Source organism: Microcystis sp. M20BS1, assembly GCF_020245305.1.
GTDB classification, from domain to species: domain Bacteria; phylum Cyanobacteriota; class Cyanobacteriia; order Cyanobacteriales; family Microcystaceae; genus Microcystis; species Microcystis ichthyoblabe_A.
The window spans coordinates 1-8,060 of record NZ_JADBUZ010000044.1 but is presented as its reverse complement, the minus strand read 5'-3'; the positions used below and the strand labels follow the sequence as shown (position 1 = coordinate 8,060).

Here is an 8,060-nt window from a genome sequence, read left to right as displayed (position 1 = left end):
CTCGCTTATCTGGAATGTCGGGTGGAACAACGAATGGAGTGCGGTGATCATTGGCTGCTTTATGCGATCGCAGAAAAAGGCAGGGTTTTACACCAGGGTTTAACCGCCATCCATCATCGCAAATCTGGCAGTTATTATTAATTTGTTGTTATGATCATTTCAGGGGGTGTGTTAAGGCAAAATAACGCACCCTGATTTATCAGAAAATAAATTCTTATGAAAAGTATTGTTTTAATTGTTGGCTTTGAAACCTTTAACACCAATTTATATCGGCAATCGGGCCTGTTGGCTAGTTCTAAATGTCCCGATTTAGAAGTAAAAGTATTCAGCGATAAATCCTTGACTAGCGAACCGGAAATAGTCGAGCAAGCTTTAGCCAATGCCGACGTTTTTTTTGCTAGTTTGATCTTCGATTACGATCAAGTTACTTGGCTGCGGCAACGAGCGGCAGAGATTCCGATTCGCTTAGTTTTTGAGTCTGCTTTAGAGTTAATGAGTTTAACCCGTTTGGGAGAATTTGCCATCGGGGATAAACCAAAAGGAATGCCAAAACCAATTCAATTTATCTTGAGTAAATTTTCCAGTGGCAAGGAAGAAGATAAGTTAGCTGCTTATCTCAGTTTCCTCAAAACTGGTCCGAAACTGCTGAAATTTATTCCCGCTAAAAAAGTTCAAGATTTGCGTAATTGGTTAATTATCTACGGTTATTGGAATGCGGGAGGAACCGAAAATGTTGCCGCTATGTGTTGGGTAATTGCCCAAAAATATCTAGGATTAAAAGTACAGGAAATACCCGAAGTCATCGAAACTCCCAATAAGGGACTATTACACCCCGATTATCAGGGTTATTTTCTCACTCCCCAAGAATATTTGACTTGGTATAAAAAAAATAAATCCCTTGATAAACCAGTGGTGGCACTGCTGCTTTATCGGAAGCACGTTATCAGTAAACTACCCTATATTAATCAATTACTCCGTCATTTTGAAACGGCTAATTTAATTCCCCTACCCGTGTTTATTAACGGAGTGGAAGGCCATACAATTGTTCGGGATTGGTTAACCACAGACTACGAAATTCAGCAAAGAAAAAAAGGAATCATTGAAACTCCTTCTTTAAGTGAAGATGCGGTGACAGTAGATGCAATTGTCTCGACGATTGGCTTTCCTTTGGTGGGAGGTCCTGCGGGTTCTATGGAAGCAGGAAGACAGGTAGAAGTGGCTAAACGAATTCTGTCCGCTAAAAATATTCCTTATCTTATCGCTGCCCCTTTATTGATTCAAGATATTTATTCTTGGACAAGACAGGGAATCGGTGGTTTACAGAGTGTGGTTCTATACGCTTTACCGGAATTAGATGGGGCAATTGATACAATTCCTCTGGGGGGATTAGTGGGGGAAACTATCTATTTAATCCCCGAAAGATTACAGCGTTTAACTGGACGTTTGCATAGTTGGATTAAGTTACATAAAACCCCTCCGCAAGAACGCAAAATAGCCATCATTCTCTATGGATTTCCCCCAGGTTATGGGGCAGTTGGTACGGCAGCTTTATTAAATGTTCCCCGGAGTTTAGTTAAGTTTTTACAAGCTTTACAAGCGCAGGGTTATAATCTGGGAACGATTCCCGAAGACGGGGAAGAAATTATTCAAAAAGTCAAATTTGCCGATGATGAAAATCTCTCTAAACAAAATCGTTTATCGATAGAAACTTTAGAAAATTGGCTAGGTTATCTATTAACTTCTCGCATCGAAAAACACTGGAAATCCCTTAAAGATGCGGGGATAAAAACTATTGGCGACCAGTATCATTTAGGGGGAATTGAGTTAGGTAATATCTGGATTGGAGTGCAACCACCTTTAGGAATTGCTGGGGATCCGATGCGGTTAATGTTTGAAAAAGATTTAACTCCTCACCCTCAGTATGCAGCCTTTTATCAGTGGTTACAAAAAGATTTTAAGACCGATGCGCTCGTTCATTTTGGTATGCACGGAACTGTCGAATGGCTGCCCGGTTCACCCCTAGGAAATACTGGTTATTCTTGGTCAGATATTTTATTAGGAGATTTACCGAATTTATATATTTATGCCGCTAATAATCCCTCGGAATCTATCCTAGCTAAACGTCGCGGTTATGGGGTGTTAATTTCCCATAATGTGCCTCCCTACGGACGAGCAGGATTATATAAAGAATTGATGATTTTACGAGATTTGATTGCCGAGTTTCGAGAAAATCCTGAGAAAAATTACGCTTTAAGAGATAGTATTCTCCAAAAGATTATTGATACAGGTATCGCTAAAGATTGTCCTTTTCTGGAAGCAGAAAAACAGGGAATAGAATTCACTTTAGAAAATGCCAAATTATTTAGCCGCTATGCACTAACCGATTATTTTGTCAAGGTGTATAATTACCTGCAAATCGTCGAACAAAGACTATTTTCTTCGGGTTTACACACCCTAGGAACTGCTCCCAATCAGGAAGAATTAAAAGGTTATCTTGACGCTTATTTCACCGATTTATCTGAGCGAGAATTTCAGCAAATTATCGCTGACGAAGCAACCAATGAAAAGCTTAAAGAAGGCATTGCTATTAAAAATTTATTAGGACAAAATAGCGAAGAATTAACTAATCTTTTGCGGGGATTAAATGGGGAATATGTACCACCGGCACCGGGGGGTGATTTACTCCGGGATGGTGCGGGAGTTTTACCCACAGGACGCAATATACACGCTTTGGATCCCTACCGAATGCCTTCCCCCGCAGCCTACACGCGCGGACGAGAAATCGCCAAAAAACTCCTAGAACAAAACTTAACCGAAAAAGGAAAATATCCCGAAACTGTAGCAGTTTTACTCTGGGGATTAGATGTGATTAAAACTAAGGGTGAATCCCTGGGTATTCTCTTAGAATTAGTCGGTGCGGAACCAGTCAAAGAGGGGACAGGAAGAATTGTCAGGTATGAATTAAAACCTTTAGGGGAAATTGGACACCCGCGCATCGATATTCTGGCTAATTTATCGGGAATTTTTCGGGATACTTTTATCAATATTATCGAGTTATTGGATGATTTAATGCAGCGGGTAGCTGAGATAGAAGAATCGGAAAATGATAATTATATCCGTAAGCACTATTTAGCCTTAAAAAGTCAAGGAATTGACAATGCGAGCGCTCGTTTATTTTCCAATCCTGCTGGGGATTTTGGCTCTTTAGTTAATGACCAAGTAGTGGAGGGAAATTGGGATAATGAAAACGAATTAGCGAAAACTTGGGAAAAGCGTAATGTTTTTAGTTATGGTCGTCAAGATAAGGGACAAGCGCGGCCAGAAGTGCTACAACAGTTATTAAAAACCAGTGAAAGTATTATCCAAGAAATTGACTCGGTAGAATACGGTTTAACCGATATTCAGGAATACTACGGCAACACGGGAGGATTAAAATTAGCCGCAGAAAAACAAAGCGGTAAACGGGTGATGACGAGTTTTGTTGAGAGTTTTTCCAATGATACAACTCCCCGCAAATTAGAGGAGGTTTTGCGCTTAGAATACCGCAGTAAATTACTCAATCCTAAATGGGCCAATGCCATGGTTAATCAAGGTTCCGGTGGGGCCTACGAAATCTCCCAAAGAATGACCGCTTTAATTGGTTGGGGCGGTACGGCTAATTTTAGTGACGATTGGGTGTATGATCAGGCAGCCGATACCTACGCTTTTGATACAGAAATGGCGGAAAAATTGCGTCAAGCTAATCCCGAAGCTTTCCGTAATATTGTCGGTAGAATGTTAGAAGCACAGGGTCGCGGTTTTTGGCAAGCAGACCCCGACAAATTAGAGAAATTACAGGAATTATATCAATTGACCGATGAAAAGTTAGAAGGGGTTACTTAGGTTTTTTAGGCTGCATCTCATTTTTGTCAATCTACCAAGTTGGGATTTTTACGGGGACACTCTCGGCTAAAATCGGTCATTACTTCCGATTTTACCACTCAATCCAAGCCTTTGGGGGGTTCTACCCCCCAAAACCCCCGCGCATTAGTTTTTCGGTGGGATGCTTACACGCAGCCGCTGACCCATCTGTAATAATTTAAGAGTCACTGATAATTGCTGATTGTCGGTATTTCTGCAAATGTGAGATGCACCCGGGTTTTCATGGCAACAGGGTATCCTGATGATAATCTGATTTCCCTCCTGTTTTACTCAGCAAACGGATATTCTCAATCAGAATTGATTTTTCTAACGCTTTAGCCATATCGTATAAAGTCAAGGCTGCCACAGATACCGCCGTTAAAGCTTCCATTTCTACCCCAGTTTCCGATTTTGTCACCACTTCTGCGCGAATTTCGTAACCGGGTAACTCTGCTTTCGGGATAATCTGAACATTGATTTTTTGCAGGGGTAAGGGATGGCAAAGGGGAATTAAGGAGGAAGTTTGTTTGGCCGCCATAATTCCCGCTAGTCTGGCCGTCCCTAAAACGTCACCTTTAGGCGCATTTCCCTGTTCTATGGCTTCAAAAGTCGTTTTTAGCATTCTCACTTGTCCTAGGGCGATAGCAGTGCGTTTAGTGGGCATTTTCTCCGATACATCCACCATCTGGGCCTGTCCTTGGCTGTCGAGATGAGATAATTTTTCTTTACCCTCTTGCGTCATTGAATGAACCTGTGCTATAGTAGTTTACTGTTGAGAAAAACAAGGGCTTGTAGCTTAGTGGATTAGAGCGTGTGGCTACGGACCACAAGGTCGGGAGTTCGAGTCTCTCCAAGCCCGTTAGATACAATGGCATATACTACAGGAATTAGGGACATATAGTTCCTAATTTCTTTGGTTTTTTGCCCCATCTTCCCACTTTCCTATACTTTTTAAACAGGATTTAGTATCAGCAGCCAGTTTTGCCGAGGTATTTTTTACCCTCAAACAGTGAAAGAAACTAAACTTTTAGGATTGTATAATATGAATTCTCCTGCACCTGTGCCGACACCCTTTCAAGTTGCTTTAGAGCGTTACCAGAATGCTCTAAATTATTTAGATACTTCTCATAATAAATCTCTGAAAAAAGCACAGGCTTTAGAAATTATTGCCGCCAGAGATGCTCTTCATAAACAAATGGAAGCTGAGGCGGAAATTTCCGTTGATATGTCGTCAAAATTAATCGAACAAGATAATAGATTAAAACAGAAAAGTTACAAAATTACTCAAGTTCTTGACTTAGCTGAATATCGGGAGACTTTACCTATGTCTGCTCAAGCTTGGTGGTGGCATTTAGAAAGTAGGGAATCTCTGCATCCTTGCAATCGCTTTGATTGGCTATTGAGAATCGTTAAACTGGTTTTATTAGGGGTTAATTTTACATTAATCGGAACGATTGCTACTCGGTTTCTTAGTGGTGGTTCAGGTTTGCTAGAAATAGGAGGTGTTATTTTTTCGACTTTCATTTCTTTATTACAAACTGAAAATGCTCTCACACGGACGCGCCAGAAGGGTTTTGTTAAGTTAATGAAATTGCTTGGGATTGCTGAACATTGGTATGAAGAAATACAGTTTTCTGTAACAGTAATAGTCTTTGCTATTCTCTTGGGAATTTATCTAAATTTCTCTTGGTTTTCTGAGCTTTATAAGCAAGAAGGAAGCCATTTACAATCTCCTCCGCCAGCAAGTCAAGAATTTCCTAATTTAGCTTCAGCCGAAGAGAAGTATTTAAAAGCGATTGAGTTAGATCCAGATAATTTAGATGCTCATTATAAGTTGGCAACACTTTATGAAGAGTTACAGGATTTGACTAATGGGAAAAAACACTATTTAATTGCGGCAAAAGGTGGTTTTATAGATGCTTATAATAATCTCGCTTATTGGTATCTGCGCGATAATAAGAATGCAGAAGCGGTAGAGTTACTGGAAAAAGCTAAGAGATTATTAGCAGAAAAAGATGAAAAACTAGACCAATTTACTGAAGAGGAGAAACGCAATTTAGCAGTACAAAAATATAGTATTTATAAAAATCTAGGCTGGGCCAGATTTAAGCAAAATCGCAGTGAAGATACAGTTCCTAATCTTTTAGTTGCTATTGGTATCGCTGAAAATCCAGCTTATCAGAAATTTATCCGCAATCCCGGTGCTGCTTTTTGTATTTATGCTCAACTTTTAGAAAAAGAAGACAAGAAATTATCTCAGGAAAATTGGCGTAAATGTCTTAAATTAGCCGAAGGGAGGGAAATTAACACAGAGGAGGAGCAATGGTTATATGAAGCGAGGAAAAAATTGAAGTGAAGTAAAGTTTAGTGACTATTCTCTGAGTAATGCGCCAAATCCTTCTTGCTGAAAATGCTTATCAAAGGTTAATATTTCATCGATTTCCAGTTGTCTCATAATCTGCATTGAAGCACAATCAGTTAAACTGTATCCTTTATCTAATCGTCTTTGGTAAAAATCAAAAGCCTGCTGAAATTGTTCACTGGTTTGGGGAATGATTTCTATACTAGAATCGTTTTTCAAATCGTTGGTTAAGTTAATAGCAGATTGGCGTAGATAATCTCCTCTTCCTGACAATGCGTTAAGTAATTCTGTCAAAATCATTTCGCTAGTAATTCCTGTAAATTTTCCTAGTCTTACTGTCATTAGTGTGGCAAGTTCATGGAGATTGTCTCTATAATCAGCGAGTGCTTGCAAATTAGGATGTATCTAAGAAAATTTTTCTCATTCTTCCTCATCTTCTCTTGGTGCGCCGTACATATAGTGTTCAAAATTACGCGCAAAGTCTGTAGGTAAGTGTTTTCGCCATTCTGACTGGGGAACAAGTGCGCCAATTTCTGCAATTCTTTGCCAAAAAGGTTTTTTGCGGAATTCGGGATCAGCTTGAAGTTGAGCGAATTTTGCTTGTAATTCAGCTATTGTCGGAAGTTCCTCTATTGTCGGAATTTCTTCTGTGCGAGTGGGATTGTTTGGGGGATTCATAATCATTTAGTGGGATTAGTTTACTACATATATTCTAACTTTGAATTGACGTTAGTTCTGTGTTTGTTATTTTTCCTCATCTTCTCTCGGTGCGCCGTACATATAATGTTCCGCGTTACGCGCAAAGTCTGTAGGTAAGTGTTTTCGCCATTCTGATTGGGGAACAACGTTACCAATCTCAACAATTCTTTGCCAAAAAGGTTTTTTGCGAAATTCTGGATCATTTTCTAGTGCATCCCATTTAGCATCGAGTTCTTCCATTGATAACTCAGGCTCTTCGGATGTGTTAGAGGTTGAATGATTGTTTAAGTTAGTCATGATTAAAGTTTCCTTAGTGATAATAGGTTACTTTTATTATAGCATTTTCAAGTTGGATTGAGGTACGGAGATTATCGAGGGTAATTAACCACAGAGACACAGAGGACAGGGAGATTATTTGCCAATGTTATAATTTGTACTCAATAATAAAGGTGTTCGCTTTTGGAACACAATATTTAAGATGGAATTAACGGGAAGACTCCATGAACGCTATAAAGCAAAAATCTTAAATTGATAAAAGTCTAATCCGAAAAATACGATCTGTCACTGACACAATTGCTCCCGTCTTTAATGCTTTTGTACAATCTCGTAAAACTATAGTTAAACGCTGATTAATTAGGGTTTGCTGAATAAATCTAAAAACCTTGTTGGATAAGGCTTTTAGACTTTTTTTCCCTGAAAAAGTGCCTACCATTGGAGTGATTGGGGGGAAAATTTAGGGATTTTTTCCCTGAAAATTAGGTAATTGACCACCTGAAAATGGGTAAAACCCCACACCCCACACCCCACACCCCACACCCTGCCCCCACGAAAAACTTTTTCAGCAGCCCCTAATTAGATTGTAGTTTTCATTGCCTAAACGGAATAGGATGACACTTGGTAAATTATCAACACTAATAGCGAGAAGTTGAGAAAAATCTAGATCGACAGTTAAAATTATGGCTCTTCGGGAATTGTTATGCAAATAATTAACTTAAAATAAAATTCGATGAGAGTACCTAAGCTCAAAAGTAGCTGAAATCCATACAGAGAAGGACTTAAGGCACAAACAGGTTAATATCAAAAGATAGACAATCGAGTT

6 protein-coding genes, 1 tRNA gene and 2 pseudogenes are annotated in these 8,060 nt (G+C 39.4%); 4 read left to right on the top strand and 5 right to left on the bottom strand.

The features are described 5' to 3' along the window. Positions 1–141 (top strand): flavin reductase family protein (locus IM507_RS04565; protein WP_465246289.1); only part of this gene is annotated, 141 nt, incomplete at its 5' end. Between the two features lie 75 nt (positions 142–216). Beyond that, positions 217–3,882 (top strand): magnesium chelatase subunit H, encoded by a 3,666-nt coding sequence (gene bchH, locus IM507_RS04560; protein WP_287636704.1) that lies wholly within the window; start codon positions 217–219, stop codon positions 3,880–3,882. Positions 3,883–4,141: 259 nt separating this feature from the next. Here the strand turns inward: bchH and moaC are convergent, their stop codons facing one another. Beyond that, a complete protein-coding gene (gene moaC / locus IM507_RS04555; RefSeq protein WP_069474343.1) occupies positions 4,142–4,642 on the bottom strand; it encodes a cyclic pyranopterin monophosphate synthase MoaC in 501 nt (166 codons plus the stop codon). A 43-nt stretch (positions 4,643–4,685) separates the two neighbouring features. Between moaC and IM507_RS04550 the strand changes: the two genes are divergently transcribed. Together IM507_RS04550 and IM507_RS04545 are read left to right on the top strand one after the other, a co-directional pair. Continuing rightward, positions 4,686–4,759: transfer RNA gene (locus IM507_RS04550), tRNA-Arg, on the top strand. A gap of 183 nt (positions 4,760–4,942) precedes the next feature. Then, the gene (locus tag IM507_RS04545) at positions 4,943–6,256 is read left to right on the top strand and encodes a tetratricopeptide repeat protein (protein WP_002737966.1); all 1,314 of its coding nucleotides are present in this window, start codon (positions 4,943–4,945) and stop codon (positions 6,254–6,256) included. Positions 6,257–6,271: 15 nt separating this feature from the next. Here the strand turns inward: IM507_RS04545 and IM507_RS04540 are convergent. The 4 genes and pseudogenes from IM507_RS04540 to IM507_RS23645 form a co-directional block, all read right to left on the bottom strand. Further along, positions 6,272–6,686, bottom strand: a pseudogene (locus tag IM507_RS04540) (type II toxin-antitoxin system VapC family toxin). After that, positions 6,683–6,946 (bottom strand): hypothetical protein, encoded by a 264-nt coding sequence (locus IM507_RS04535; RefSeq protein ID WP_002766985.1) that lies wholly within the window; start codon positions 6,944–6,946, stop codon positions 6,683–6,685. The pseudogene IM507_RS04540 and the gene IM507_RS04535 overlap by 4 nt, the downstream one beginning before the upstream one ends. Before the next feature lie 60 nt (positions 6,947–7,006). Continuing rightward, entirely contained in the window at positions 7,007–7,258 is a 252-nt protein-coding gene (locus tag IM507_RS04530; protein ID WP_042790830.1) for a hypothetical protein, read from the bottom strand. Between the two features lie 553 nt (positions 7,259–7,811). Then, positions 7,812–7,925: pseudogene (locus IM507_RS23645) on the bottom strand (DUF5615 family PIN-like protein); the annotation flags it as partial. Between the last annotated feature and the right edge of the window lie 135 nt (positions 7,926–8,060).